Here is a 23630-nt window from a genome sequence, read left to right as displayed (position 1 = left end):
GAGGAAAGGGCCCATGGATTTCGGCTATGCAGATGAGATCAGGGCGGACTTCCCCGAGCTTGCGGTGGAGGCGCTTCTGGTCGGCGGTATCACGCCCGGCACGGAGGTCTCAGGTCAGCTTTCCCGCTTTACCGCAGTGGCGACTGAGCGCCTGGGCCCCCGAACGGAATCCGATCTGCCGGAGATCCAGGCCTGGCGGCGCGCTTTCGCCAAGATGGGATTGAAGCCCACACAATATCGCTGCGCCTCGGAAGCCCTGCTGCGGCGGTTGCGCAAGGAGGGTGCCTTGCCCCGAATCCATCCACTGGTCGATCTCTGCAACGCCATCTCGCTCGCTTTTGCAATTCCCGTCGCCGTCATCGACATGGCCATGATGACAGGCCGGCTCGAAGTGCGCCGCGCCAAAGGGACCGAGATCTACGAAAGCTTCTCGGGCGCGATCGAGCATCCGGAGCCAGAGGAAGTCATCTATGCCGATGCTGGCGGCAATGCCCACGCCCGGCGGTGGACGAACCGGCAAAGCGGCCGCTCCGCCATTCGCGCGACGACCGCAACGGCGCTGATAGTCGCCGAAGCGATGCATGCCACGGGCAGGCAGGATGTCGAGCGTCTGATCGACGCTGTCGCAGCCGCGCTCACCGGGATCAACGGCGTCCATGTCATGGAACGCCAGTCTTTCCCCATTTGAACGGATCAAGCCTTGGCGAGTTCGGCGGCCTGCTGGCGCTCCCGCAGCAGCCTGACCAGGGCGTCTCCCGCCGCCAATATATGCTGGCGCAAGAGCCGCGACGCCTTCTTTACGTTTCCCGCCCGGCACTCGGTCACGATCTCGCGATGCTCGCGCTCGGCCCGCTCGCGCCCATCGGTGTAAGCCAGCTGCATGCGCGCGAAGCGGTCGGTGCTCGTGAGCAGCTGATCGACGGTCGCCAGCATGCGCGGACTTCTGGCGCGGCGATAGAGGACGGTGTGGAGCTCGGTATTGAGGGCGCCCCAGCGGCCCGGATTCTGGGTCCTGAGCTCGTCGCTATATTCGGTGAGGATCGCGTCGAGCTTCTCATAATCGGCATCGGTCAGATGGGGCGCCGATTTCTCCAGGAGCGCCGGCTCGAGCAGCGCCCTGAATTCGAACAGCTCCTCGACCTCTTCGGGCGAAAAGCCGGCGACCACCGCTCCCTTATGCGCCTCCATCTGCACCAGGCCCTCGGCCTCGAGCAGGATCAGGGCCTCGCGGAAGGGGATGCGGCTGATGCCGAGCTCCTCGGCCAGGACCGCTTGCCGCAAAGGCATGCCGGCCGGATATTCGCCTTCGAGGATACGGCGCCGCAATTCATCGGCGGCGGCCGAGGCGCGCGTCGGCGGCATGATCATTCGCTTCGGGGCGGGTCCGGCCATGATTCGTCAGTCTAGCGATTTGCGGGCAGGTTGGCACTCGGGTCCCTGCGATCCGTGCTGGACCATCCGGAAAAGATGCAATAACGTTCGCGGGCTCAAAAAATATGCGTGGGAGGAGCTTTATGGCTTCGGTCGATGTCGTTGATGTGCGCAAAGCCTATGGCAACCAGGAAGTGATCCATGGCGTGTCGATCGGCATATCGGACGGCGAGTTCGTCATCCTGGTCGGACCTTCGGGCTGCGGCAAGTCGACCTTGCTGCGCATGATCGCCGGCCTCGAGCCCATCACCTCGGGCGACATCCGCATTGGCGAGAAAGTGGTCAACGACCTGCCGCCCAAGGACCGCGACATCGCCATGGTGTTCCAGTCCTATGCCCTCTATCCGCACAAGACGGTGGCCGAGAATATGGGCTTCGCGCTCAAGATGCGCCGCGCCCCCAAGCCCGAGATCGAGACCCGGGTGAAGCGGGCGGCGGAGATCCTCGACCTCGTGCCCTATCTCGACCGCTATCCGCGCCAGCTTTCCGGCGGCCAGCGCCAACGCGTCGCCATGGGCCGCGCCATCGTGCGCGATCCGGCGGTGTTCCTGTTCGACGAGCCCCTGTCCAACCTCGACGCCAAGCTCAGGGTGCAGATGCGGGCCGAGATCAAAGAGCTGCATCAGCGCCTGAAGACGACAACCGTTTACGTGACCCATGACCAGGTCGAGGCCATGACCATGGCCGACCGCATCGTGGTGATGCATGACGGCATCGTCGAGCAGTCGGGCTCGCCGCTCGAGCTCTATGACCGCCCCGCCAATATCTTCGTCGCGGGCTTCATCGGCTCGCCGGCGATGAACCTTCTCAAGGGCAAGATCAAGGTCAACGGCAAAGCGAGCTTCGTCACCGATGACGGCCTCGACCTGCCGCTCGCCGCGGCGCCGCGCGATTCGGATGGCCGCCCGGCGATCTACGGCATCCGCCCCGAGCATTTCGCGCTTGGCGGCCAGAGCCTCAAGGCGGAAGTATCGGTGATCGAGCCGACGGGATCGGAAACCCAGGTCTTCGCCAAGCTCGGCGGGCAGAAGGTCGTCGGCGTGTTCCGCGAGCGCATCGCAGCGCGTCCGGGCGAGGACCTGCCGATGGCGCCCGATCCCAAATCCGTCCATCTCTTCGACAAGGAGACCGGGCTCAGGCTCAACTGACCGCGCGCGAAGCGACCATGGGCCAGCGCAAAGGCGTCGCCATCCTCGGAATCTTCGTCGCCGACCTCGCTTTCCGCGCCGGGCGATTGCCGGGCATCGGCGAGACGATCGCGGGCTCAGGCTTCAAGGTCGGTCCCGGCGGCAAGGGGTCCAACCAGGCGGTCGCCGCGGCGCGCGCCGGAGCCCAAGTAACCTTCATCTCGAAGATCGGCCGCGATGAATTCGGCGCCATCGCGCTCGCCACCTGGAAAAAGGAAGGAATCACGCCGCGCGTCATCGAGATGACGGATCAGCCGACGGGTGCCGCCTTCATCTATGTGAATGAGGTGAATGGCGACAACGCCATCATCGTCGTGCCGGGGGCGGCGGCGACGATCGGCGCGAGCGACGTCGAAGCGGCGGAAAGTGCAATCCGCGAGGCGTCGGTCTTCATCACCCAGCTCGAGCAGCCGGTCGCGGCCGCCAGGCGCGGCCTCGAGATCGCCAAGGCCGCGGGCGCCATCACCATCTTCAACCCGGCGCCGGCGGAGCGCTTCGACGATGCGCTCTATGGCCTATGCGACTATGTCACGCCGAATGAAAGCGAAGCCACCCTGTTGACGGGCATCACCGTCAGGACCGCCGATGACGCGCGCAAGGCCGGCGATGTCTTTCTCAAGAAAGGCGCCAAGGCAGCGTTGATCACGCTGGGAGAGGCCGGATCCTATCTCCATTCGGCGAGCCAATCGGTGCTGGTGCCGGCGTTCAAGGCGGGCCCCGTGGTCGAGACGACGGGGGCAGGAGATGCGTTCAATGGCGGACTTGCCGCGGCGCTCGCCGAAGGCGCCTCGGCGCTCGAAGCCGCACGCTTCGGTTCGGCGGTCGCCGGCATTTCCGTCACGCGGGCGGGAACAGCGCCTTCCATGCCGAGCCGCCACGAAGTCGACGCGCTGCTGAAGAAAGCTATCTGATCCGCTGCCGCCGTTCTCGCTTTCGATTGACAGGCGTGCTGCACATACTAACATGTTAGGCAAGAACAGATTGCAAAGGGAGGACTATCGTGAAGCTCAACCAATATGAAACGCTGCTGGCGCTGCAAGCCAGCCGCCGTACCATGCTCAAAGGTGCTGCCGCCCTGTCGGCGCTCGCCGCGACCGGCGGGGTCACCGCTCTCAGCACCCCGGCTTTCGCGCAATCGGATCTGCGCACCGAGCTCCTGAAGGTTCCGGGTGTCGGCAAGGGATCGCCGACCGATGCCGACTGGCAGAAGGTCGGTGAATTGTGCCTCGGCGCCACCAAGGCCAATGTGAAGGAGGGCGAGTTCAAGGGCGTCGAGCTCACCTTCATGGGCCTCAACAATCAGAACCTGCACAATCTCCTGTTCCGCGGCTTCCTCAAGCCATGGGAAGCCTATACCGGCGCCAAGATCAGCTGGATCGATCTCGCCCAGGCCGACTACAATGCGAGACTCCAGCAATCGATCGCGACCGGCACGGTCGATTTCGACATTGTCGAGATGGGAGCGCCGTTCGAAGGCGATGTCTGCGGCAAGGGCCTCGCTTCCGAGATGCCCGACTGGGTCAAGACGCAGATCGAGATGGACGACTATGTCGGCTATCTGAAAGCCCCGGTCGGCACCTGGAACGGCAAGACCTATCGCATCTCGATCGACGGCGACTGCCACACCTTCAATTACCGCACCGACGTCTTCTCCGATGCCGAGCTCGCCAAGGCCTGGAAGGACGAAGGCCATCAGGGCGAATGGGCCGTTCCCAATACCTGGCAGAAGGTGCAGGAGGTCACCAAGTTCCTGAAAGGCAAGAAGGCCGCCGGGCAGGACGCCTATGGCTATCTCGATCCGGCCAAGGGCTGGGGCGGCTTCGGCTTCTATTTCCTCGAAAGCCGCGCCACGGCTTACGCCAAGCATCCGGACGACAAGGCCTGGCTCTTCGACATCGACACGATGAAGCCGCGCGTCAACAACCCGGCCTTCGTGCGCGCCATCCAGGATGTGATCGATGCGCTGCCGGCCGAGCCTGCGGACCAGCTCAATGCCGATCCGGGCACGACCGCCTTCCAGCAGTTCCTCGCCGGAACGGGCTCCATGCTCGCCTGGTGGGGCGATGTCGGCTCGATGGCCAAGACCAGCGACGGCTCGGTCATCGGCGACACCGTCGCCTTCTCCATCCTGCCGGGCTCGGACGATGTCTATAACGCGAAGACCGGCCAGTGGGACAAGCTGTCAACGGGTCCGAATTTCGCGCCGAACATGGCCTATATCGGCTGGGGCGTCTATGTGATGGCGAGAGTCGACAGCGATCCGGTCAAGCAGAAGGCGGCCTGGAGTGCCGCGGCCCACCTCGGCGGCAAGGACATCTCGCTGTGGACGGCCGCCTATCCGTCGGGCTTCCAGCCCTACCGCAACAGCCATTTCAACATCCCGGAATGGGTGGCGGCGGGCTATGACGAGGCCTTCATCTCGTCCTATCTCAAGTCGCAGTCCGACTCCTACAATCATCCCAATGCGGCGATCGAGCCCCGTATCCCCGGCATCTTCCAATATTACAGCGTCGCGGAGGACGAACTCGCCAAGATCTTTGCCGGCGGCGCCACGGCGCAAGCGGGAGCCGATGCGATCGCGGCCGCCTGGGAGAAGATCACCGACCAGATCGGACGCGAGAATCAGATCAAGCTCTACAAGGCGTCGCTCGGCGCCGGCGCCTGAAGCACACGCATTTGACATGCATCATTCTGGTGGCGCAGCCTGCGCCACCAGAATTCCCTATTCCATTCGGATATTCTGGTTTTCATGACGACAGCGCTGCCCGAAACCGCCGGCAAGGTGCATGAGCCGCCACCGCGCGCCGCCGTCGAGCCTGCCGCACCCTTAGGGCGATCGCTTCTGTGGGCGGCCTCGCTCGGCCTTGCCGCCATCGTGCTCTGGCAGGTTCTGTTCAAGGCGCAAGTGGTGGCGACGGGCTTCGACAACTGGCGCCCCGTCCTTTACGCCTTCCTCCTGTGGGCGGTGGCCGTCGGCGCCGCGCAAGTGCTCATCCGTGGCGAGCGCGGCAAGCATGCGCTCTTCGTGCTGCCGGCCGTCGCCTTCACCGTCGCCATGGTGATCTTCCCGACCTTCTTCGGTCTCTATCTCGCTTTCATGAACTGGAACCTGAGCTCGCTGGCGGGACCTCAGTTCAACGGCCTCGACAATCTGCGGGCACTCCTCGGCGATGCCTATTTCTGGAACGCGCTGCGCAACATGGTCTATTACGTGCTGTTCGTGCTCGTCCAATATGCGATCGCCTTCGGCCTGGCGCTGCTCCTCAATGCCGAGATCAAGGCGCGCAAATTCTTCCGGGTCGCCTTCCTCCTGCCGTTCATGCTGAGCCCCGTGGCGGTGAGCTGGATGATCGGCAAATCGCTGATGGAATACCGCTTCGGCCCGGCGGCGACCCTGGCGCGGCATCTCGGCTGGGACAATCCCGCCTTCTTCACCACGCCCTGGATCGCGCGCCTCAGCATCGCCCTCATGGATGCCTGGGTGTGGATACCCTTCATCATGATCCTGCTGCTCGCCGGCCTCCAGGCCTTGCCGAAGGAAGTGCAGGAAGCGGCCAAGGTCGACGGCGCCAGCCCGTGGCAGTCCTTCTGGCAGATCACCTTTCCGCTCATGCTGCCGGTCAGCGTCACGGCGATCGTGCTCAAGGTCATCTTCCAGCTCAAGCTTGCCGATATCGTGATCAACGTGACGGCGGGCGGTCCGGGCGGGGCCACCGACACGGTGTCGAGCTTCATCTTCCGCGAATATCGCGACCGCTCCAATGTCGGCTATGGCACGATGCTGGCGGAATTCTATCTGGTGATCATCATCATCTTCGTGACCTTGCTGCTCAAATTCGTGAGCCGCTTCATGCAGAGGACGAATTGACATGAGCGCCGTCGCGGAGAGGCAGGCGAAACGCGCGCAGAGCGGCACAGCCGATGCGGCGCGCATCTCGACGCGCGTCCTGATCTATGGCGCGCTCATCCTGTGGACCTTCATCTCGCTGTTCCCGATCTACTGGACGCTGACGACGTCGTTCAAGACCGCGGTCAATGTCACGCAAGGCCATCTCATTCCCTTCGTCGATTTCACGCCCGACTGGAAGGGCTGGCGCTCGCTCGGCCTGTCGCCCGACACGATCGGCCAGATCTCGACGGTCCGCGATGAATTCCTGAAGCGCTTCGAGAACAGCATCGTCGCCTCGCTCGGCGCCTCGGCGCTGGCGGTGGTGATCGGCTCGCTCGCGGCCTACGGCCTGAGCCGCTTCGACTACAAATTCGGCTGGATGCGCAACAAGGACATCTCCTTCTTCTTCCTGTCGCAGCTCATCCTGCCGCCGGTGGTGCTCGCCATGCCGTTCCTCGTCCTCTACAAGGAGCTGGCGCTGCTCGACACCCGCATCGGGCTCATCCTCATCTATACGCTGATGGTGCTGCCGATCGTGATCTGGATCATGCGCGACCAGTTCGACACGATCCCGATCGAGCTCGAGCAGGCGGCCCTTGTCGACGGCTGCTCGGTGTGGGGCGCGTTCCTGCGCATCGTCATCCCGATCGCGCTCCCCGGCATGGTGGCGGCCTTCATCCTCTCGGTCATATTGTGCTGGAACGAATATTTCTTCGCCGCACTCCTCACCAGCACCAATGCCAAGACGCTGCCCGTCATGGTGGCGAGCCAGACCGGCTCGCAAGGCATCAACTGGTGGTCGATGGCGGCGCTCGCGACCGCGGCGATCGCGCCGCTCGTGGTGATCGGCGTGTTCCTCGAGCGCTATATCGTCAAAGGCCTGACGGCGGGCGCGGTCAAATAGCGAGGCCAGTTCTGTCGAGCACGAAGCGCAGGCGTTCGTCGACCGGGGCGAGCGGCAGCATGGCAAGCTCGAAGCCCAATTCGCGATAGGTCTCCACGATCTTCAGACAGGTCCGTTCCGCTTCCTCCGGCGTCTGCTTGCGCTCTTCATCATTGGCGAAGATCTCGGCCCAATAGGGGGCGACGAAGACCAGCGGATTGTAGCGGAAGACCGATGCCGCCGTCGTCAGATGCGCCGGCACGGGACGATCCATGAGGCGCAAATAGGCGATGGTGTCGGGAATGCCGCGGTCGAAGAAGACGAGCTCCGGCTCTTCGAGCGCCAGGCGATAGGAGCGCATCTCCCAGCCCAGCATCGCTTCGGCAAAGAGGCTTGGATCGTGCCAGGGAAGGGCGGGGCCCGAAATCGCGACCTGGTCCTGGATGACGGCGCGGCCAGCCTCGATGGTCCGGGCGAAGCCGGCTTTCTCCAGGGCATCGAGCAGTGTCGTCTTGCCGGCGCCTGGTCCGCCGGTGACGATGAAGAAGCGATCGGTGTTCTGGGACATGCGGTCTCCTTGATCTCCCTCCCACGCGAAGCGGGGGAGGGTGGCGCGAAGCGCCGGGTGGGGCTCTCTCCAGCGGGAAGACCCCACCCCCGCCCTCCGGGCGTACCCGCAAGCGGGAGGGAGAATTCAGACGTTCAGCGGATAGTGGCAGGCGACGGTGCGGCCGGAGGCGAGGGGTAAGAGAGCCGGGCGCTCGTTGCGGCATTTGTCGGTCGCGTAGATGCAGCGCGGATGGAAGCGGCAGCCTTGCGGGGGATCGATGGGGCTCGGAACGTCGCCCGTCAGCACGATGCGCTTGCGCTGGCCCGCTTTCTTCATATCCGGTTGCGGCACCGCCGAAATCAAGGCCTGGGTATAGGGATGGCTCGGCTTGGCGAAGATGTCGCCGGCCTGCCCAAGCTCGACGATCGAGCCCAGATACATGACGGCGATGCGCGTCGATACCTGGCGCACGACGCTCAGATCATGGGCGATGAAGACATAGGTCAGGCTCAGGCGCTCCTGGAGATCGGCAAGCAGATTGACGATCTGCGCCTGCACCGAGACATCGAGCGCCGAGACCGGCTCATCCGCGACGATGAGGCTCGGCTCGAGGGCAATGGAACGCGCAATGCCGATGCGCTGGCGCTGGCCGCCGGAGAATTCATGCGGGAAACGCTCCATGTGATCGGGCAGGAGGCCGACGACGTCGAGAAGTCTCGCGACGCGCTCTCGGATCTCCCGCTCGCTCAGGCGCAGATGGACGCGCAACGGCTCGGCGACGAGATCGCGTACCCGCCTTCGCGGGTTGAGCGAAGCGTAAGGGTCCTGGAACACCATCTGCATCCGCCGGCGCAAAGGCCGCATCTCGCGCAGGCTCTTGTGCGAGATGTCGACGCCTTCGAAATAGAGCTCGCCCTCGGTTATGTCATAGAGGCGCACCATGCAGCGCCCGAGCGTGGACTTGCCGCAGCCCGACTCGCCCACCAGCCCCACGGTTTCGCCGGGCATGATCTTGAGCGAGACATTGTCGACGGCATGGACGGTGCGAATGCCGAGCGCGGAGAAGCGGCTGCCGATAAGGAACTCCTTCGACAGGTTGCGGGTCTCGAGCAGCGGGGCCCCGGTCATGGGGCGGCCTTCAGGAAGCAGGCCGCGGCATGGGCGCCGCCTTCCAGCGCCGGCTTCTCGCCGCAGCGCTCGAAGCGCGACGGGCAACGCGGCGCGAAGGAGCAGCCCTTGGGCAGGTTGAAGAGGGAAGGCGGCGATCCCGGAATGGACCTGAGACGCCGCGGCTTCTCACCCTCGAGCGGCGGAATCGAATCGAGCAGCGCCTTGGTGTAGGGATGGCGGGGCTCGAGCAGGATCTCGGGCTTGGTGCCGCGCTCGACGATGCGGCCCGAATACATCACCATCACGCGATCGGCCATCTCGGCGATCACGCCCATGTCGTGCGTGATGAAGACGACGGCCGATTTATGGTCGCGGCGCAATTTGCGGATGAGGTCGAGGATCTGGGCCTGCACCGTGACGTCGAGCGCCGTCGTCGGCTCGTCGGCGATGAGGAGGGCCGGATTGCAGGAGAGCGCCATGGCGATGACGGCGCGCTGACGCATGCCGCCGGAAAGCTGGTGCGGATAGCGGTGGATGGCTTCCTTAGGCTTCGGGATATTCACTTCCGCCAGGAGGTCGATCGCGCGGGCTTGAGCGGCTTTCCTTCCAATCTTCTCATGCGCCATGATCTGCTCGGCGATCTGCCAGCCGATCGTGTAGACCGGTGTCATCGCGGTCATCGGATCCTGGAAGATCATCGCGATCTCGCGGCCGCGGAGCGAACGCATCTCGCGCGGTTTCAGCCCTAAGAGCTCGCGGCCGCGGAACTTGATCGAGCCCTCGATCACCGCATTGGGATCGTTGATCAGGCCCATGACGGCCATGAGCGAGATCGTCTTGCCGGATCCCGATTCACCCACGACGCCCAATATCTCGCTCTCCGCCACGTCGAAGGAGACGCCGTCGACGGCGCGCACGCGGCCATGCTCGGTGCGGAAGGAGATCTTGAGATCCCTGACCTCGAGCATCAGGCCGACCTCACGCGTGGATCGAGCACGATATAGACGATGTCGACCAGCGCATTGGCGAGCACGACGAAGAAGGACGCATAGATGACGGTCGTCATGATGATCGGCAGATCGAGATTCTGCAGCCCGTCATAAGTGAGCTTGCCGACACCCTGCAGCCCGAAGACGACCTCGGTCAGAAGGGCGGCGCCGCCGACCAGGGCGCCGAAATCGAGGCCGAACAGGGTGACGAAGCTGATGAGCGAGGTGCGCAAGGCATGGCGCAGGAGGATGCGCGTCTCCGACAGGCCCTTGGCGCGCGCGGTGCGGATATAATCCTCCTGCATCGCCTCGATGAGATTGGCCCTGAGGACGCGGCCATAGAGGCCGATATAAAGGATGGCGAGCGTGATCCACGGGATGACGAGCGTCAGGAACCAGCCCTCGGGATCCTGGCTCAAGGGCTTGTAGCCGAGCGGCGGCACCCAGGAGAACAGCCAGGTATCGTGATAGCGGCTCTGGGTGATGAGATTCATGACCTCGCCCAGCCAAAAGACCGGCATGGCGCAACCGATGAGGCCGAAGGCCATGAGGCCCTTGTCGATGATGCTGCCGCGCGTCGCCGCGGCGAGGATGCCGACCAGCATGCCGAAGACGACCCAGAGGACCGCGGCGCCGATCACCAGCGATAGCGTCACCGGGATGGTGTCGAAGACCGCCGGCACGACCTTCCAGCCGCGATTGACGAAGGAGGTCAAGTCCTGGGTGACGAATATCTTCTTCATCATGGTCAAATACTGGACCCAGATCGGCTGATCGAAACCGAAGCTCTTGCGCACCGCCTCCAGGGTCTCGGGCGAGGCGTTGCGGCCGGCGATGCGAGAGGCGGGATCGGCTCCGGGCGTCACGAAGAAGATCAGGAAGACCAGCACGCTGATGCCGAACATCACGAAGACCATCTGGCCGAAGCGGCGGATGAGGGCGAGCAGCATCAGTCGCCCCCGAGCCTGACCTTGGAGCGCGGGTCGAGCGCATCGCGAAGCCCGTCGCCCAGCACATTGAGGACGAGCACGGTGAGCGCGATGGCGATGCCGGGTGCCAGCGCCACCATGGGACGCGTATAGAGGAGGCCCTGGCCGTCCTGGATGATGGTGCCCCAGCTCGCATCGGGCGGCTGCACGCCGATCGACAGGAAGGACAACGCCGATTCGGTCAGCATGTTGATGGCGAGCATCAAGGGCGCGAAGACGATGAGCGTCGTCGACACATTGGGCAGGATGTCGCGCAAGAGGATGCGGTGCTCGGGCACGCCGAGGCCGATGGCGGCGAGGACAAACTCGCTCTGCCGCAAAGCCAGGACCTGGCCGCGGATCGGGCGCGCTATGTAGGGAATGTAGACGATGCCGATGATGAAGATCGGCAGCCACAGGCTGCCCGCCTCGAGCACGATGAGGCCGAGATCGATGCCGTGGGCGATGAGCACGATCGAGAGCGAGATCGCCAGAAGATAGACCGGGAAGGCCCAGAGCACATCGAGGATGCGCGACAGGATCGTGTCGGTGATGCCGCCGAAGAAGCCGGCGACGAGCCCGACGATCGTGGCGACGACAAGCGTGATGATGGTGGAGGCGCCGGCGATCAGGAGCGAGTTGCGCCCGCCATAAAGCAGCCGCGCCATGACATCGCGGCCCTGATTGTCGGCGCCGAGGAAGTAGCTGCCGATTTGCCAGGTGGGACCGATCGGGGTGTAGCCTAGCCCCAAGCCTTCGGTCGACTGCTCCATCACCGGCACTTGCTGGCCGTTGATCTCGACGGTGGCGTCAAGCGTCGAGCGGAAGGGATCGGTATCGGCGAAGGACGCGTAGGCCGGCGCCAGGAGGCAGAGCACGACGATGAGGCAGAAAACCGCGAGACAGACCATGGCGGCATTGTCGCGCGAGAGCTTGCGCAGAGCCGTGGCCCAGGGGCCACGGCTAAAACGCACGGACGCAACCGCGTCGGTCATAAATCAATCCTGGATCACTGCACCCAGGACTGCGTCACCATCCAGTAATATTGCGAGTTGAACTGGAAATTGCCGACGCGCTTGGAGACGAAATCGAGATGCTTCGGCGTGAACAGGCCCGCAGCCGGCGCCTTGTCGGTCACCGCCTTGTCGATCTCGGCCCACATCTTGTTGGCGGCCGCCGGATCCTCGACGCCGAGATCGAGCGCCTTCTTCATCTTGTCGTTGATCTCCTTGTCGCAGAAGCCCGCGATGTTGACGGATGAATCGGAGCCTTCGTGGAAGCTCTCGCAGCCGAACAGCACATAGAGGAAGTCGGAGGCCGCAGGATAGTCCTGGTACCACTGGGTGATCGACATCTGCACCTTGTTGTTGGTGTTCTGGATGTAGGTGAACTGGATATTGGCCGAGATCGGCTTGACCTCCGCCTGATAGCCGAGCTCATTCAGAACACTCTGCAAATAGACGCCGATCGACTTCGATATTGCCTTGTCCTCGGCGATGATCGTCACCTTCTGGCCCTTGGTGCCCGATTCCTCGACCAGCTTCTTGGCCTTATCCATGTCGGGCGCCGACCATTTGGTTCCCGGGTCCTTGGTGAAGGGGCAATAGGGCTCATGCCCGGGGAAGCCCGGGGGCAGGACCTGGCACACGGGTGAAGCGAGCACCGGGCCGCCGAAGATCTTGACCAGCGCGTTGCGGTCGATGGCATAGGACACGGCCTGGCGCGCCTTTTCGTTGTCGAACGGGGCGAGCCTGGTGTTCATCGGCAGATACCACCAGGCGGTGAGCGGCGTCACATGCACCTGGTCCTTGTTCTTGGTGCCGATCTCGCCCAGGCGGTCAGCGGGGATTTCATCGAACAGCCAGTCGGCCTCGCCATTCTGGATGGCGGTCACCGCGGCTTCCTCGCTCAGCCCGAAATCATACTGGACCTTGTCGGGATAGCCGTCGGGCTGGGCCTCTTCGCTCCACACCTTGAAATGCGGATTACGCTCCATGACCAGGGCCTTGTTGGGATCGTAAGAGGTGAACATGTAAGGCCCGGTGCCGGGAATGATCTCGGTGCCCGCATCTTTCGTCGGCGCATCGGCCGGCAGGATCACCGCATGCGGAAGACCCAGCTTTTGGAAGAACTCGGCATCCGGCTGGTTGAGGTTGATGGTGACCGTGCCCTTCGCCTCGTCGCCGATCACGCCGCCTTCGAGCGTGCAGTTGGCGGGATCGGCCAGGCACTTGTCGGCGCCGACGATGACGGCGAAAAAGGAGCCCGAGGTCGGGCTCGAGACTTTGAAGATGCGCTGCAAGGAGGCGACGACATCCTTCACGCCAAGCTCGCGGCCGTCGGAGAATTTGATGCCTTTGCGGATCTTGAACACATAGGTCTTGCCGCTGTTCTCGGGCACCGGCAGCTCTTCGGCGATATCGGCGACGATCTTGAAGCCTTCCTCGCCCGCCGCCTTCTTGAAGGTGACGAGGCCGTCATAGGTCGGCTGATAGAGGCTCCAGTATTGCAAAGTGTAGTTGATATGCGGATCGAGCGACCCGCCGGCAGATTTGGCGAGAAGACGGATCGTGCCGCCGCGATGCTCGGCTTTATACTCGGCAAAGGATGTGCCGCTCATTGCAGTCAAAAGCAGGGCCGCGGCGCCTGCCAGCAACCATTTCTTCATTGGACGTCTCCCTAGGGTTTGGTTTCTAGTCGTTCTCGTCGAGGAATTCCGCGACGGTCTTCATGCATTTCCCGGTTTCTTCCACATGCGGCATGTGGCTCGATTTCTCGAAGATTTCCCAGCGCGCGCCCTTGATGTTGTCGGCGAAGGGCTGCACCACCTTGGGCGTCGCCTCGTCATAGCGGCCCGAGATCAAAAGCGTCGGCACGTTGATCGCATGCACTTTGTCGATGACGCTCCAGTTCTTGAGGCTGCCGATCACGAAGAACTCGTTGGGGCCGTTCATGGTGTTGTAGACGGTCGGGTTGCGGGCAACCTGATCGAAAGTCCGCGCCACTTCCGGCGGGAACGGGACGACGCGGCAGACATGGCGCTCGTAGAAGGCCATGGTGGCGGCAAGATATTCGGGATCGGTGACGGTTCCCGCTTTCTCATGCCGGTCGAGGGCGGAACGGATCTTCTCCGGCATCTCGCCGCGCAGCCGGTTGGCTTCCGAAACCCACAGCTCCATCGACGCCGGTGAATTGGCGATGGTCAGGGATTTGAGTCCGGAAGGCCGCGTGATGCCGAATTCGGCGCCGAGCATGCCGCCCCAGCTCTGGCCCAGCACGTGATAGGCGGAGCGAATGCCCAGATGATCGATCAGGCTGTTGAGCTCGGCGACGAAAAGCTGAGGCGTCCAGAAGTCGGCGCCCTTGTCGGGCAGAAGCGTGGACTTGCCGCAACCCAGCTGATCGTAATGGATGACCTGGCGGCCATGACGGGCGAGGAGCTTGTAGGCGTCGACATAATCATGCGCAGCACCCGGCCCGCCATGGAGAATGACCACGGGCGGCTTGGCCGAGGACGGGTCACCCGTTATGCGGTACCAGGTTACATAATCGCGAAAAGGTGCGTAGCCGTCCTTGGTATATATGCGCATGCAAGCGGTCTCCCCGGTCCGGCGACGCTATAGCGGTTTCCATCACGTGGCAATGGTCGGCAGTTCAGACCATATGCGACATTGTTTCTTTTGTCTGGCAAATATGCACAATGCCCGACATTCAAACAAAGGCTGCTCTTCGATCACATGACCCTCGCCCTCAAAGATCATCTGAAACCGGAAAATGTCCTGCCTGTCGATTACGACAGCGCCACCTTGGCCGGCCGCTTGTGGCGGCCGGAGCTTGCAGGACCATCTGTCGTTACGCTTCGCGGTGACGAGTTATTCGATGTGAGCGGCGAATTTCCGACCATGCGCGATCTGTGCGAGGCGCCCGAACCGGCAAAGGCTCTGAAGGCGGCCAAAGGCGAGCCGGTCGGCAAGCTCAAAACCATCCTCGCCAATACGCCGGCCGATGCGCGCAAGACAGCGGAGCCGTGGCTCCTGGCGCCGATCGACCTCCAGGCGATCAAGGCGGCCGGCGTCACTTTCGCCATATCCATGCTGGAACGCGTCATCGAGGAACGCGCGCGTGGAGACTACAACGCCGCGGCGGAGATCCGCAAAACAGTCAAAGCGCTCGTCGGCGACGATCTCAGGAAGCTGAAGCCCGGCTCGCCGCAAGCGATGCAGCTTAAGGAGACGCTGATCGCGCAAGGCGCCTGGAGCCAGTATCTCGAAGTGGGCATCGGTCCCGATGCCGAGGTCTTCACCAAGGCGCAAGTCATGTCGTCGGTCGGCACCGGCGCCGATGGCGGGCTCCATGCCATCTCGACCTGGAACAATCCCGAGCCCGAGATCGTGCTCGCGGTCGCATCGACCGGCAGAATCGTCGGCGCGACGCTCGGCAACGACATCAATCTGCGCGATGTGGAAGGGCGCTCCGCTCTTCTCCTCTCCAAGGCCAAGGACAACAATGCGTCCTGCGCGGTCGGACCCTTTTTGCGCTTCTTCGATGAGGGCTTCAGCCTCGATGATGTTCGCCAGGCGAACGTCACCCTGGTGGTCGAGGGAGAAGAGGGCTTCACCCTCAAGGGATCATCGTCGCTTGCCATGATCAGCCGCGATCCGGCCGACATCGTCGGCCAGACCATCGGCAAGCATCATCAGTATCCGGACGGTTTCGTGCTCTTCCTCGGCACTATGTTCGCGCCGGTCGAAGACCGCGACACCAAGGGCAAAGGCTTCACCCACAAGGACGGCGATATCGTCACCATCGCCGCCGAGAAGCTCGGCAGCCTCACCAATCGCATGCGGCGCAGCCATGAATGCCCGCCCTGGACGTTCGGCGTCAGCCATCTGATGCGTAATCTGGCGAAACGCGGACTGTTAGGGTGAACAAAGGTTGAATTGAACAGATTTTAATCGTCTTTTACGCGCAGGGAAAATTTGCAGTGCGGCATGTCCGCCCTAGAGGAAGTCTTAAATATCCCCTACGATAAGCGGGCCATGGCAAGGCCTGACCGGATATTGACGGATGTGCTTGGCCGTCTCGACCGTGACACGGTTCTGACGCGCATTCTCGAAAATGGATTGATCAGTGTACTGCTGGTCGCGCTGGACGGGCAAATCGTCTTTGCCAATGACGCCTGTTGCCGGATGCTTGGGCGCGCGAGAGCTGAACTCATCGCGCGCAAGGCTGACGAAATCCTCCATCCCGACGACCGCGAAGCTGCCGGCGATGATCGCCGCCTGCTCATGAAAGACGAAGCCAAGGGTCTCGACTTCGAGCGCCGCTATATGCGCGAAGACGGGCGCTTGGTATGGACTAAAGGGTCGATATCGCTGTTCCGCGACCGAGAGAGGGACGAGCCGCCGCTGCTCGCCTATCTGATCACCGATGTCACGCCTCTGAAGCAAATGGCTCTGGAAAAGGAGCGTCTCAACATCACGCTGAATTCGATCGGCGATGCGGTCATCTGCACCGATACCCAGTCGCTGATCACCTTCATGAATCCGGTCGCCGAGAGGCTTACCGGCTGGACCGTCGCCGAAGCCACCGGCCGCGCGGCGGCGGAAGTCTTCAATCTCATCGACGAGCGGTCCGGCAGGCCGCCCGTCAACCTGATCGATCAATGCATGGAGGAGCGCCGGGCGCTGACCGTCGAGGCCGGAACGATCCTGTTGAGCCGGACGGGCGATGCATTCGATATCGGCCTCTCGGCGGCGCCGGTGAGGACGGCCGAGGGGATACTGGGCTCGATCACCGTCTTCAACGACCTGACCAAGATCAATGCGGATCGCCGAAAGGTCGCGCGCTCCGCGCTGCATGACGGGCTGACGGGCCTGCCCAATCGCGGCGCCTTCATCGAGAAGCTGGCGGTCGCCCTGGTCGAGGCGCGCGAGGAAGGGCGGGTGCACGCCTTGTGCTTCATCGACCTCGATCGTTTCAAGCTGGTGAACGACCGCGGCGGGCATGCCGCCGGCGATGCGCTGCTCTCCCATGTCGCCAAGATCATCGCGCTCAGCTGCTCGAGCAAGGACGTGCCGGCGCGCCTCGGCGGCGATGAGTTCGCCGTGCTCATTCGCGACTGCACGGTGAGCGAGGCGGAAAGGACCGCCAGCGAAATTGCGCATGCCATCGGCAATATCGAGTTCCGCTGGGAGACTCAGCTCTTCCGCATCGGCGCCAGCATCGGCGCCACCATGATCACCGACGCCTCTGCCTGCCTTGAGGACATTCTGCATGAGGCCGACCAGGCATGCTACCTCGCCAAGAACTCAGGCCGCGGGCAAGTGATCATCCACAATCCGAAGCACAAGACGGTAGCGCGTGGCAGCTTTCCGCACCCGTCGAAATGGCTCAACATACATTAGCCGAGTACCGGGTTAGGGCTCTTTCTCCGGCGGCGGCTCATCGCCCGGATCGGGCTCTTCCTCGGCCGGCACGGCATAGTGGCCGCCGAGCCAGCGGTTGAGGTCGACATCAGCACAGCGCGCCGAGCAGAAGGGATGATATTTCTGCTGCGAAGGCTTGCCGCAAAGCGGGCAGGGGCGCCTGGGCCGCAAGCGAACGGGATGCGTTTCGCCGGTCATACGCCGCTGAGCGGCGCGGTTGCCCAAGTGTAATGCACGGGGTAGCCAGCACCCTGCAACAGGTGGATCGCCTCATAGAGCGGCAGGCCGACCACGCCGGAATGGGAGCCGCTGAGCGAACGCACGAATGATTCGGCCCGACCCTGGATGGCATAACCGCCGGCCTTGCCGCGCCATTCGCCCGATTTGAGATAGCTCTCGACATCCTCGCGCGAGAAGCGCTTGAAGCGTACCTTGGTCTCCGAGCAGCGCCGCCAGGACCGCCCGCCGGGCGCCAGCAGCGTCACGGCGGAATAGACCCAGTGCGAGCGGCCGGAGAGCAGCCACAAGCAGGCTTCCGCCTCATCGGCGGTCTCGGACTTGGGCAGGATGCGCCGGCCTAGGCCGACCACGGTATCGGCGGCGAGGATGAAGGTCTTGTTGCCGAGCTTCTTGACGAGGAGCGTTTCGCCGGCGGTGCGCGCCTTCTCATTGGCAAGCCTGATGGCGAGCCGGCGCGGCGTCTCGCGCTTGAGCGGTGTCTCGTCGATGTCGGCAGGCATCAGGAGGTCGGGCTTGAGGCCGACCTGTTCGAGCAACGCCAGCCGGCGCGGCGAGGCGCTGGCCAGCACAAGCTTGACACGAGCGTCCGTCATGCCGCCTGGGCCCCCTACTTGAAGCGGTAGTTGATGCGGCCCTTGGTCAGGTCATAGGGCGTCATTTCAACCATCACGCGGTCGCCGGCCAGGACCCGGATGCGGTTCTTGCGCATCTTGCCGGCGGTATGGGCGATGATTTCATGATTGTTGTCGAGCTTCACACGGAATGTAGCATTGGGCAGGAGCTCGGTGACCGTGCCCTCGAATTCAAGCAATTCTTCCTTCGCCATATGGTTCCCTGGCTGGTTTGCGGTGGCGCTACCCATGAACCGGTTGCCCGGCAAAATCAAGCTTGCGGTTGGCGGGCGGAAAACGCCGAATCAGATCATACACCGCGAGCGCCGAGCGCGCCGAATCGGGCCCTGATGCGCCGCATCAGCCCGTCGCGGACATCGCGATAGGAATCAAGGATCTGCTCGCGGCTGCCGACGGTCGCCGAGGGGTCGAAGGTCGGCCAGTATTCCGCCTCGATCGCCATGGTGCGGGTCATTTCGAGCGCCCGGTGATGCGCCTCGGGCGACAGCGAGACGACGACGTCGAAGCTCGAATCCTCGAGATCGGCAAAGCCCTGCGGACGATGCTTGCGCAAATCGATGCCGATCTCATCCATGACGGAGGCGACGAAAGGATCGGGCTCGCCGGGCCTCACCCCGCAAGAGGCGATGAAGGCCCGCTTGCCGTAGAAATGCCTGGCAATGGCCGCCGCCATGGGCGAGCGGATGACATTGTGCGTACAGGCGAAGAGCAAGGCCCCGGGAAGATCCGCCGTCATCTGTCGCGCTCAACCCCGCCAGTGCAGGACGCAGAGCAAGGTGAAGAGCCGGCGCGATGTCGCCTGATCGACCTCGACCTTGCCCTCGAGACGCTCCTTGAGGAGATCGCTGCCCTCGTTGTGAAGGCCCCGGCGCGCCATATCGATGGTCTCGATCTGGCTCGGCGTCGCGGTGCGGATCGCCTTGTAGTAGCTCTCGCAGATCATGAAATAGTCCTTCACGATGCGCCGGAAGGGCGACAGCGAAAGACCGATCATCGACACGCGCTCCTCGCCTTCACTCCAGATGTCGAAGATGATGCGGTTGTCGGCGGCCGAGAGCTGCAGCCGATACGGACCGGCCTGATGGCCGATCACGGTGAATCTGTTGTCTTCGATCAGGTCGTAGATGGCCACCCGGCGCTCGTGATCGACGTCGGCGCTGAGCCCCGAGCCGATGCTCTCATCGATCTCGACGGCGGACAGGCGGTTGCGGCGTGCTTGATCTGACCCGGTCATAATTCGGCAAATTAGGCGAGATCAGTTCCGAAAGCGAGGATCAGCGGTCATGCGAGGGGAGGTTGGGGGTCGTCCAGGCGGGACCCAAATCCTCGAGGCGCGCTTCGATGCATTCGACCTCGAGATTGATCTGGCCGCCACCTGCGAAAGCAAGCACGACCGTGCCGGACGGCTCCTCGCCGGGGACGAAGGAGATCGCCAGGAGCTCGAGCACGGCATCGTTCGCGCCCTGGCGGATGCGCTGCGATTTCGCTTCGATAACGCGGTCGAAAGACAGGCCGGCGCGGCGGCGCTCGTAAGGCGGCTTCTCCGTCTGCCACAGGAAGCGGTTGGCGATGAGGGCGAATTTGCGCTCCTGCTTCAGGTAGCGGATATCGCCAATGGTCATGACCGCATCCTGCATGTGGGCGGAAATGATCTCGAGATCGGCCGGATCAAGGGCGCTCAGCTTGAGCTTCGACATGGCGTTCTATCAATGGCTGGACAGGCGCTCGATATCGGCGCCACAGGCCTTGAGCTTGTCCTCGAGCGTCTCGAAACCGCGGTCGAGATGATAGACGCGGTGGAGCGTCGTCTCGCCTTCGGCGACCAGGGCGGCGATGACGAGCGATACCGAAGCCCGCAGATCGGTCGCCATCACCTGGGCGCCGGTCAGCCTGTCGACGCCGCGGATCTCGGCGGTGTCGCCATGGAGCTGGATGTCGGCGCCGAGCCGGGCGAGCTCCTGCACATGCATGAAGCGGTTCTCGAAGATCGTCTCGCGGATGATCGACGTGCCGCGGGCCCTGGTGGTGAGCGCCATGAGCTGGGCCTGGAGGTCGGTCGGGAAGCCCGGATAGGGCTCGGTCTCGACCTTGATGGGGGCGAGGCCTGAGCCGTTGCGCTTCACCTTGAGGCCGTCATTAGCGGCTTCGACATCGACGCCCGACGAGCGCATCACGGTCATCACCTCGTCCAGCGTGTCGATGCGGGCGCCGGCGAGCTTGACGACGCCCCCCGTCATCGCGGCGGCCATCGCATAGGTGCCGGCCTCGATGCGGTCGGCGATCACGGCATGCTCGGCGCCGTGGAGGCGCGGAACGCCCTTGATCTTGAGGGTGGACGAGCCGATGCCCTCGATAACGGCGCCCATCTTCACCAAGCACTGGGCGACATCGCCGATCTCGGGCTCGCGCGCGGCATTCTCGATGACCGTGTCGCCCTTGGCGGTGACCGCCCCCATCAGGGCGGCATGGGTGGCGCCCACCGACACTTTCGGAAAAGCGATATGGCCGCCCTTCAGGCCCTTGGGGGCCCTGGCGACGACATAGCCCGCATCGATCGCGATCTCGGCGCCGAGCTTCTCCATGGCGAGGATGTGCAGGTCGACGGGACGGGTGCCGATGGCGCAGCCGCCCGGCAACGAGACCTTGGCCTCGCCGCAGCGGGCGAGGAGGGGGGCCAGCACCCAGAAGCTCGCCCGCATCTTGGAGACGAGCTCGTAAGGGGCGGTCGTATCGGCGATGACCTTGGCGGAAATGCGCAAGGTTTCGCCGTCACGGCCGTTCTGGCCGGACCTCTTGCCGGCAACGGTGATGTCGACGCCGTGATTGCCCAGGATACGCTGGAGGAGGCGCACATCGGCGAGGCGCGGCACGCGATGTAGCGTGAGCGTGTCCTCGGTCAGGAGAGCTGCGATCATCAGGGGCAAAGCGGCATTCTTGGCGCCGCTGATATGAATGGTGCCGTTGAGCGTATTGCCGCCCCTGATGCGGATGCGATCCATGCGTGCGATTTCCCCTGAAAAATTCCCCTAAGGGCAGCTATGGCCCTAGATCAAGTTTAACAAGCATAATGGCAGGGTCAGGGCAATCATCGTCATTGTTTACCTCTGCGGCAAATCCTGACGGGAACCCTGGTTAACCGCGGGGCTTCGGCCGTTCCGGCGGGGTCTTGGTGTCGGCCCGGCTCCTGGCCTGGGCCTTGCGGCGCTTCAGATTGGCCCTGAGCGCCTCGGCGAGGCGCTCGGCGCGGCTGGCGGGCTTCGTGATTTTGGGCGGCGGCTTGGCCATGAGGAAGCTATGGGGTCGGGCACGCCCCACGGTCAAGATTGGGATTGCCGGCTGCCCAGCACAAACCGGCCGAGCAGCTCGATTTGCGCTTCAAGCATGTGGCGACCCTCATGGACGTGGCAGCCATGACGTTCGGCCTTGTCGAGCAACTTCGTCCGGGCCGGCTTCATGACCGCTTCCGCCACCACCATGCCTGGCCGCAGCAGGCTTTCCGCCACGGGTATTTCATCGCTTTCCTTCATGCCGAGAGTGGTGGCATTCACGATCAGGGAGAATGGCCCTGGCGCCTCGTCACGGGTGGCGGCAATCGGCAGCTGCGGAAAATTCCTGTGGATCGAATCGGCAAGCTCCTGCGCCCGATCCCGATTGCGATTGGCAATGACGAGCGAGCCAATCCTTTCCCGCGCCAGCGCAAATCCGATCGCGCGCGCCGCGCCGCCGGCACCTGCCAGCAGCACGTCATGGCCTTTGGGATCGATTCCTCTGCCTCGCAAGCCACCGACGAAGCCCTTGCCATCGAAGTTTTCACCCAGCAGCCGCCCGTCGGGCATTCGCTGAACGGCATTCACGGCTCCCGTCATCGCAGCCTCCTCGCCGAGCCGATCGCACAGCCGGGTCATCGATTCCTTGTGCGGCACCGTCACGATGAGGCCGCCGAGATTCTGGATCCTTCGCGCGCCTTCAACCAGGCGCTCGAGGTCGTTCGCCGTTACATGCATCGGAACGAGAACGGCATCGCAGCCCTCGTCCCTGAACCACGCGTTCAGGCGCTGCGGCGTTTGAATATGGGCGATCGGATCGGCGAGGATGCCGACGAGCGTGGTCGCGCCGCTTATGGTCCCGGTTGGGTGATGACTTTTCATTGGCCTAATTGTAATGATACGCAGTCGTATGTTCAGTCGGCAAGATGAGCGAGGCGGAATGCGGGGACGCAGAAGTTCTGGCGGGCGAGGGGGCAATGCCAACGGCCGCGAAGACTCTTCCGATCGAATTATCGAAATACTGGACGCCGCCGCCGACTGCTTCATGGAATCGGGATTCGACGCCGCCACGATCGACGACATCGCCGAGCGGCTGAATTCCACCAAGGGCCTCATCTATTACAAGTTCAAATCCAAGATCGATCTGTTCTTCGCCGTCTATCAGAGAGGCATCGAGCTTGCCCGCGACACCGTCCAGCCGCATGCCCGCAGCGGGCTCGCGCCGCTCGCCCGTCTCAAGGCGATGGCGATCGCCCATACGCTCCTCCTGATGCGCACGCTGTCCTACCATCATGTGATCAAGCAGGCGGTCGATGTGCATGTCGACCGGGCACTGACGCCGCAGCAACGGAGCGCCTTGCGGCAATTGACCAATCTCAGGGCGGGCTACGAGCATCTGTTCGCCCACGTCATCGAGGAATGCACACGCGAGGGAAGCCTGCTGGTGCCGAGCGTCGAGATCGCCACCAAGACACTCATCGGCGGATTGGACTCGGTCTCCAACTGGTATCGCCCGAAGGCGAATGAAATGGATGTCGATCGGCTGTTCATCGCGGAAGCGGTGGTCAATCAATTGATCTTCGGGCTCGAGCCCAAGCCCGGATGGAAGAAGCACAAGGAGTGAGTTTCAAACCTCCGGATAGCCATTGAGTGTGCGCCAGTTGCCCGGATAGACGGCGAAGAACAGCTCCGCCTTCTCTCCCTCATAAGCGAGGCGGGTCTTGTTGGGGAGCCAGAGGACGTCGCCCGGACCCGCTTCCACGGTATTTTCCAGCTGCTCGCCATAGCGCAGCCGGAACCGCCCGGAGAGCACGACCAGAATCTCGTCGTAGAGGAGCGTCCATTCGATGGAGCAATTGTCGAATTTCACAAGCCCGCCGCCCAGTGTCGCGCTCTGCTTCACGCCGATCAGCCGGGCCAGCGCATATTCGCCATCAGGCGTCGCTGCGGGGTCCACGAGGGTGAAATCGACCTCGGCTCGGCGATACAGGGTGACGCTCATCCAGCTTCTCCATTTTCCTTCATGTTGACGCTTGCGGGATGTACATACTACCGAG

Annotated in this window: 27 protein-coding genes; 9 read left to right on the top strand and 18 right to left on the bottom strand. The window is 63.4% G+C overall.

Features of this window, described 5'->3' with window-relative positions; translation table 11 throughout:
- Positions 1-13: 13 nt before the first annotated feature.
- Positions 14-688 (top strand): B3/B4 domain-containing protein, encoded by a 675-nt coding sequence (locus DS839_RS09945; protein WP_119270156.1) that lies wholly within the window; start codon positions 14-16, stop codon positions 686-688.
- 5 nt (positions 689-693) lie between these two features.
- On the opposite strand, the gene DS839_RS09940 is transcribed toward DS839_RS09945, so the two are convergent.
- Positions 694-1392 carry a GntR family transcriptional regulator gene (locus tag DS839_RS09940; RefSeq protein WP_119270155.1) on the bottom strand — a complete coding sequence of 233 codons (699 nt, stop codon included), beginning with the start codon at positions 1390-1392 and terminating at the stop codon, positions 694-696.
- A 122-nt stretch (positions 1393-1514) separates the two neighbouring features.
- Here DS839_RS09940 and DS839_RS09935 point away from each other — a divergent pair, with 122 nt between their 5' ends.
- From DS839_RS09935 to DS839_RS09915, 5 genes are all read left to right on the top strand, one after another.
- Positions 1515-2579: an ABC transporter ATP-binding protein gene (locus DS839_RS09935; protein ID WP_119270154.1), complete on the top strand. Its 1065-nt coding sequence runs from the start codon at positions 1515-1517 to the stop codon at positions 2577-2579.
- Between the two features lie 17 nt (positions 2580-2596).
- On the top strand, positions 2597-3529 hold the full coding sequence (rbsK, locus tag DS839_RS09930) for a ribokinase (protein WP_119270153.1): 933 nt from the start codon (positions 2597-2599) through the stop codon (positions 3527-3529).
- A 143-nt stretch (positions 3530-3672) separates the two neighbouring features.
- Positions 3673-5283 (top strand): sugar ABC transporter substrate-binding protein, encoded by a 1611-nt coding sequence (locus DS839_RS09925; RefSeq protein WP_438816510.1) that lies wholly within the window; start codon positions 3673-3675, stop codon positions 5281-5283.
- An 84-nt stretch (positions 5284-5367) separates the two neighbouring features.
- Complete coding sequence (locus tag DS839_RS09920) at positions 5368-6486, top strand: carbohydrate ABC transporter permease (RefSeq protein ID WP_119270151.1); 1119 nt, start codon at positions 5368-5370, stop codon at positions 6484-6486.
- Position 6487: 1 nt separating this feature from the next.
- Positions 6488-7411, top strand: a complete 924-nt coding sequence (locus tag DS839_RS09915) for a carbohydrate ABC transporter permease (RefSeq protein ID WP_119270150.1) — start codon at positions 6488-6490, stop codon at positions 7409-7411.
- Here the strand turns inward: DS839_RS09915 and DS839_RS09910 are convergent.
- From DS839_RS09910 to DS839_RS09880, 7 genes are all read right to left on the bottom strand, one after another.
- Entirely contained in the window at positions 7404-7958 is a 555-nt protein-coding gene (locus DS839_RS09910; RefSeq protein ID WP_119270149.1) for an AAA family ATPase, read from the bottom strand. The two genes, DS839_RS09915 and DS839_RS09910, sit on opposite strands and share 8 nt — an antisense overlap.
- Positions 7959-8084: 126 nt before the next feature.
- On the bottom strand, positions 8085-9068 hold the full coding sequence (locus tag DS839_RS09905) for an ABC transporter ATP-binding protein (protein ID WP_119270148.1): 984 nt from the start codon (positions 9066-9068) through the stop codon (positions 8085-8087).
- Entirely contained in the window at positions 9065-10018 is a 954-nt protein-coding gene (locus tag DS839_RS09900) for an ABC transporter ATP-binding protein (protein WP_162918423.1), read from the bottom strand. The genes DS839_RS09905 and DS839_RS09900 overlap by 4 nt, the downstream gene beginning before the upstream one ends.
- The gene (locus DS839_RS09895) at positions 10018-10989 is read right to left on the bottom strand and encodes an ABC transporter permease (RefSeq protein ID WP_119270146.1); all 972 of its coding nucleotides are present in this window, start codon (positions 10987-10989) and stop codon (positions 10018-10020) included. The genes DS839_RS09900 and DS839_RS09895 overlap by 1 nt, the downstream gene beginning before the upstream one ends.
- Positions 10989-12002 (bottom strand): ABC transporter permease, encoded by a 1014-nt coding sequence (locus tag DS839_RS09890; protein ID WP_119270145.1) that lies wholly within the window; start codon positions 12000-12002, stop codon positions 10989-10991. The genes DS839_RS09895 and DS839_RS09890 overlap by 1 nt, the downstream gene beginning before the upstream one ends.
- Before the next feature lie 14 nt (positions 12003-12016).
- The gene (locus DS839_RS09885; protein ID WP_119270144.1) at positions 12017-13675 is read right to left on the bottom strand and encodes an ABC transporter substrate-binding protein; all 1659 of its coding nucleotides are present in this window, start codon (positions 13673-13675) and stop codon (positions 12017-12019) included.
- Positions 13676-13700: 25 nt separating this feature from the next.
- Positions 13701-14597: a proline iminopeptidase-family hydrolase gene (locus tag DS839_RS09880; RefSeq protein WP_119270143.1), complete on the bottom strand. Its 897-nt coding sequence runs from the start codon at positions 14595-14597 to the stop codon at positions 13701-13703.
- A gap of 147 nt (positions 14598-14744) precedes the next feature.
- Here DS839_RS09880 and DS839_RS09875 point away from each other — a divergent pair, with 147 nt between their 5' ends.
- Both DS839_RS09875 and DS839_RS09870 read left to right on the top strand, forming a co-directional pair.
- On the top strand, positions 14745-15935 hold the full coding sequence (locus DS839_RS09875; RefSeq protein WP_119270357.1) for a fumarylacetoacetate hydrolase family protein: 1191 nt from the start codon (positions 14745-14747) through the stop codon (positions 15933-15935).
- Between the two features lie 111 nt (positions 15936-16046).
- Positions 16047-17414, top strand: coding sequence for a diguanylate cyclase (locus DS839_RS09870; RefSeq protein ID WP_162918422.1), 1368 nt, complete (start codon positions 16047-16049; stop codon positions 17412-17414).
- A 12-nt stretch (positions 17415-17426) separates the two neighbouring features.
- Here DS839_RS09870 and yacG read toward each other — a convergent pair whose 3' ends face one another.
- The 9 genes from yacG to DS839_RS09830 all read right to left on the bottom strand — a co-directional run bounded on the left by yacG (position 17427) and on the right by DS839_RS09830 (position 22656).
- Positions 17427-17633: a DNA gyrase inhibitor YacG gene (yacG, locus tag DS839_RS09865; RefSeq protein WP_119270141.1), complete on the bottom strand. Its 207-nt coding sequence runs from the start codon at positions 17631-17633 to the stop codon at positions 17427-17429.
- Positions 17630-18268 (bottom strand): Maf family nucleotide pyrophosphatase, encoded by a 639-nt coding sequence (locus tag DS839_RS09860; protein ID WP_119270140.1) that lies wholly within the window; start codon positions 18266-18268, stop codon positions 17630-17632. Before DS839_RS09860 ends, yacG begins: the two co-directional genes overlap by 4 nt.
- A gap of 14 nt (positions 18269-18282) precedes the next feature.
- Complete coding sequence (gene infA / locus DS839_RS09855) at positions 18283-18501, bottom strand: translation initiation factor IF-1 (protein WP_111197504.1); 219 nt, start codon at positions 18499-18501, stop codon at positions 18283-18285.
- A gap of 95 nt (positions 18502-18596) precedes the next feature.
- Positions 18597-19043, bottom strand: coding sequence for an arsenate-mycothiol transferase ArsC (locus DS839_RS09850; RefSeq protein ID WP_119270139.1), 447 nt, complete (start codon positions 19041-19043; stop codon positions 18597-18599).
- A 9-nt stretch (positions 19044-19052) separates the two neighbouring features.
- Positions 19053-19541, bottom strand: coding sequence for a UPF0262 family protein (locus tag DS839_RS09845; protein ID WP_119270138.1), 489 nt, complete (start codon positions 19539-19541; stop codon positions 19053-19055).
- A 40-nt stretch (positions 19542-19581) separates the two neighbouring features.
- A complete protein-coding gene (locus DS839_RS09840; RefSeq protein WP_119270137.1) occupies positions 19582-20004 on the bottom strand; it encodes a DUF2948 family protein in 423 nt (140 codons plus the stop codon).
- A 9-nt stretch (positions 20005-20013) separates the two neighbouring features.
- On the bottom strand, positions 20014-21306 hold the full coding sequence (gene murA / locus DS839_RS09835) for a UDP-N-acetylglucosamine 1-carboxyvinyltransferase (RefSeq protein ID WP_119270136.1): 1293 nt from the start codon (positions 21304-21306) through the stop codon (positions 20014-20016).
- Positions 21307-21439: 133 nt separating this feature from the next.
- Positions 21440-21592: a hypothetical protein gene (locus DS839_RS36385; RefSeq protein ID WP_162918421.1), complete on the bottom strand. Its 153-nt coding sequence runs from the start codon at positions 21590-21592 to the stop codon at positions 21440-21442.
- 32 nt (positions 21593-21624) lie between these two features.
- A complete protein-coding gene (locus DS839_RS09830; RefSeq protein WP_368911432.1) occupies positions 21625-22656 on the bottom strand; it encodes a shikimate dehydrogenase family protein in 1032 nt (343 codons plus the stop codon).
- Here DS839_RS09830 and DS839_RS09825 point away from each other — a divergent pair.
- Positions 22619-23197 carry a TetR/AcrR family transcriptional regulator gene (locus DS839_RS09825; protein WP_162918443.1) on the top strand — a complete coding sequence of 193 codons (579 nt, stop codon included), beginning with the start codon at positions 22619-22621 and terminating at the stop codon, positions 23195-23197. The genes DS839_RS09830 and DS839_RS09825 overlap by 38 nt on opposite strands.
- A 3-nt stretch (positions 23198-23200) precedes the next feature.
- Here the strand turns inward: DS839_RS09825 and DS839_RS09820 are convergent, their stop codons facing one another.
- Entirely contained in the window at positions 23201-23575 is a 375-nt protein-coding gene (locus DS839_RS09820) for a EutQ-related cupin domain-containing protein (protein WP_119270133.1), read from the bottom strand.
- Positions 23576-23630 lie beyond the last annotated feature (55 nt).

Source organism: Taklimakanibacter deserti, from assembly GCA_003574785.1.
Note: the sequence above shows the minus strand (reverse complement) of the source record. Positions and strands in the feature narration are given on the sequence as shown.

Excerpts from the sequence above, each read along its gene's own strand:
- DS839_RS09945 (WP_119270156.1), top strand. The coding sequence starts at position 14 with ATGGATTTCGGCTATGCAGATGAGATCAGGGCGGACTTCCCCGAGCTT.
- DS839_RS09940 (WP_119270155.1), bottom strand. The coding sequence starts at position 1,392 with ATGGCCGGACCCGCCCCGAAGCGAATGATCATGCCGCCGACGCGCGCC.
- DS839_RS09935 (WP_119270154.1), top strand. The coding sequence starts at position 1,515 with ATGGCTTCGGTCGATGTCGTTGATGTGCGCAAAGCCTATGGCAACCAG.
- rbsK (WP_119270153.1), top strand. The coding sequence starts at position 2,597 with ATGGGCCAGCGCAAAGGCGTCGCCATCCTCGGAATCTTCGTCGCCGAC.
- DS839_RS09925 (WP_438816510.1), top strand. The coding sequence starts at position 3,673 with ATGCTCAAAGGTGCTGCCGCCCTGTCGGCGCTCGCCGCGACCGGCGGG.
- DS839_RS09920 (WP_119270151.1), top strand. The coding sequence starts at position 5,368 with ATGACGACAGCGCTGCCCGAAACCGCCGGCAAGGTGCATGAGCCGCCA.
- DS839_RS09915 (WP_119270150.1), top strand. The coding sequence starts at position 6,488 with ATGAGCGCCGTCGCGGAGAGGCAGGCGAAACGCGCGCAGAGCGGCACA.
- DS839_RS09910 (WP_119270149.1), bottom strand. The coding sequence starts at position 7,958 with ATGTCCCAGAACACCGATCGCTTCTTCATCGTCACCGGCGGACCAGGC.
- DS839_RS09905 (WP_119270148.1), bottom strand. The coding sequence starts at position 9,068 with ATGACCGGGGCCCCGCTGCTCGAGACCCGCAACCTGTCGAAGGAGTTC.
- DS839_RS09900 (WP_162918423.1), bottom strand. The coding sequence starts at position 10,018 with ATGCTCGAGGTCAGGGATCTCAAGATCTCCTTCCGCACCGAGCATGGC.
- DS839_RS09895 (WP_119270146.1), bottom strand. The coding sequence starts at position 10,989 with ATGCTGCTCGCCCTCATCCGCCGCTTCGGCCAGATGGTCTTCGTGATG.
- DS839_RS09890 (WP_119270145.1), bottom strand. The coding sequence starts at position 12,002 with ATGACCGACGCGGTTGCGTCCGTGCGTTTTAGCCGTGGCCCCTGGGCC.
- DS839_RS09885 (WP_119270144.1), bottom strand. The coding sequence starts at position 13,675 with ATGAAGAAATGGTTGCTGGCAGGCGCCGCGGCCCTGCTTTTGACTGCA.
- DS839_RS09880 (WP_119270143.1), bottom strand. The coding sequence starts at position 14,597 with ATGCGCATATATACCAAGGACGGCTACGCACCTTTTCGCGATTATGTA.
- DS839_RS09875 (WP_119270357.1), top strand. The coding sequence starts at position 14,745 with ATGACCCTCGCCCTCAAAGATCATCTGAAACCGGAAAATGTCCTGCCT.
- DS839_RS09870 (WP_162918422.1), top strand. The coding sequence starts at position 16,047 with ATGGCAAGGCCTGACCGGATATTGACGGATGTGCTTGGCCGTCTCGAC.
- yacG (WP_119270141.1), bottom strand. The coding sequence starts at position 17,633 with ATGACCGGCGAAACGCATCCCGTTCGCTTGCGGCCCAGGCGCCCCTGC.
- DS839_RS09860 (WP_119270140.1), bottom strand. The coding sequence starts at position 18,268 with ATGACGGACGCTCGTGTCAAGCTTGTGCTGGCCAGCGCCTCGCCGCGC.
- infA (WP_111197504.1), bottom strand. The coding sequence starts at position 18,501 with ATGGCGAAGGAAGAATTGCTTGAATTCGAGGGCACGGTCACCGAGCTC.
- DS839_RS09850 (WP_119270139.1), bottom strand. The coding sequence starts at position 19,043 with ATGACGGCGGATCTTCCCGGGGCCTTGCTCTTCGCCTGTACGCACAAT.
- DS839_RS09845 (WP_119270138.1), bottom strand. The coding sequence starts at position 19,541 with ATGACCGGGTCAGATCAAGCACGCCGCAACCGCCTGTCCGCCGTCGAG.
- DS839_RS09840 (WP_119270137.1), bottom strand. The coding sequence starts at position 20,004 with ATGTCGAAGCTCAAGCTGAGCGCCCTTGATCCGGCCGATCTCGAGATC.
- murA (WP_119270136.1), bottom strand. The coding sequence starts at position 21,306 with ATGGATCGCATCCGCATCAGGGGCGGCAATACGCTCAACGGCACCATT.
- DS839_RS36385 (WP_162918421.1), bottom strand. The coding sequence starts at position 21,592 with ATGGCCAAGCCGCCGCCCAAAATCACGAAGCCCGCCAGCCGCGCCGAG.
- DS839_RS09825 (WP_162918443.1), top strand. The coding sequence starts at position 22,619 with ATGGAATCGGGATTCGACGCCGCCACGATCGACGACATCGCCGAGCGG.
- DS839_RS09830 (WP_368911432.1), bottom strand. The coding sequence starts at position 22,656 with ATGTCGTCGATCGTGGCGGCGTCGAATCCCGATTCCATGAAGCAGTCG.
- DS839_RS09820 (WP_119270133.1), bottom strand. The coding sequence starts at position 23,575 with ATGAGCGTCACCCTGTATCGCCGAGCCGAGGTCGATTTCACCCTCGTG.